This is a genomic window from Neisseria sp. P0021.S007 (assembly GCF_051956855.1).
This window is the reverse complement of the sequence record NZ_JBQCXA010000178.1, coordinates 1-995: the sequence shown is the minus strand read 5'-3', so window position 1 is coordinate 995 and position 995 is coordinate 1. Positions and strand designations below refer to the sequence as shown.

At 49.3% G+C, this 995-nt stretch carries 2 protein-coding genes; both read left to right on the top strand.

The window, feature by feature from the left end:
- The first annotated feature begins 34 nt into the window (after positions 1 to 34).
- Entirely contained in the window at positions 35 to 658 is a 624-nt protein-coding gene (locus tag ACTHUR_RS12030; protein WP_440398723.1) for a hypothetical protein, read from the top strand.
- A 70-nt stretch (positions 659 to 728) separates the two neighbouring features.
- Positions 729 to 995: NYN domain-containing protein (locus ACTHUR_RS12025; protein ID WP_440398722.1), on the top strand; the 267-nt coding region annotated here is incomplete at its 3' end.

Below are 995 nucleotides of genomic sequence, written 5' to 3'. Positions count from 1 at the left end.
ATATTCAGAAGAACAGTTTTGAAAAGACGTAAAGATGAATTTCCCCCGTATCAGCGAAAGAACATTTTCCGGCCTTTCATTGGCTGGCAGTATCATTATTATCATCACGACTTCGATATGGTTCAGTCAGGCAGACCCCGAACGCTTCGGGATTACATTGATTGCCGGTATGTTGATGCTTGGCTCGGCGAATCTGGTTTATGTCCTGCTTTCCCATCGTTTGCGACCCGCTACTGTGGCGGGCAGCGTGTGGATAACAACCATACTTTGGTTGTTGTTTATGATGGCGGTAGACAGTGCTGACAGTCATAATGACCCTTACTCCCCCAATTACGATCATCACGGATCAGCTTTTTTGTGGCTAGGGTTGCCTGTATTTTATGTTGGTTCGCTGATTGCTTCCATTATCGCTACCGCAGCCCGCCCCAAACTGCTCTCTTTGGAAAAATCCTCGCTGCAAGCATTTTGGGCGTCCATGCGCTGGTCTTTTATCGGCACTACCGGTTTGCTTTGGATTTTTTCCCCAATCGCACTTTTGGTTATTTTGGGTATCGTTCTGTTGATTAACCGGCTGGTTGATTTTATCGATTCATCAACCGCATTCAAACGTCCGGAAGACAATACTTCCGACCATTCCAATCTTTCATCCGATTCGTAATTGTCCATACAGAGGTCGTCTGAAACGGTTTTCAGACGACCTCGACTGACATGAACACCACGAAGCCCCCATGACCACATTGGCAAACAAAAAACTCGCCGTCCTCATCGACGCCGACAACGCCCCCGCCGACATCATCGACCGCCTGCTCGAAGAAGTTGCCAAATACGGCATCGCCAGCGTCAAACGCATCTACGGCGACTGGAGCCACGGCCTTTCCAAATGGAAAGCCGCCCTCCTGCCCCACGCCATCATCCCCGTCCAACAATTCGCCTACACCAAAGGCAAAAACGCCACCGATATGGCATTGGTCATCGACGCGATGGATTTGCTATAC

Bases quoted from the DNA above. Each gene is read 5' to 3' on its own strand.
- ACTHUR_RS12030 (WP_440398723.1), top strand. From the start codon at position 35: ATGAATTTCCCCCGTATCAGCGAAAGAACATTTTCCGGCCTTTCATTG.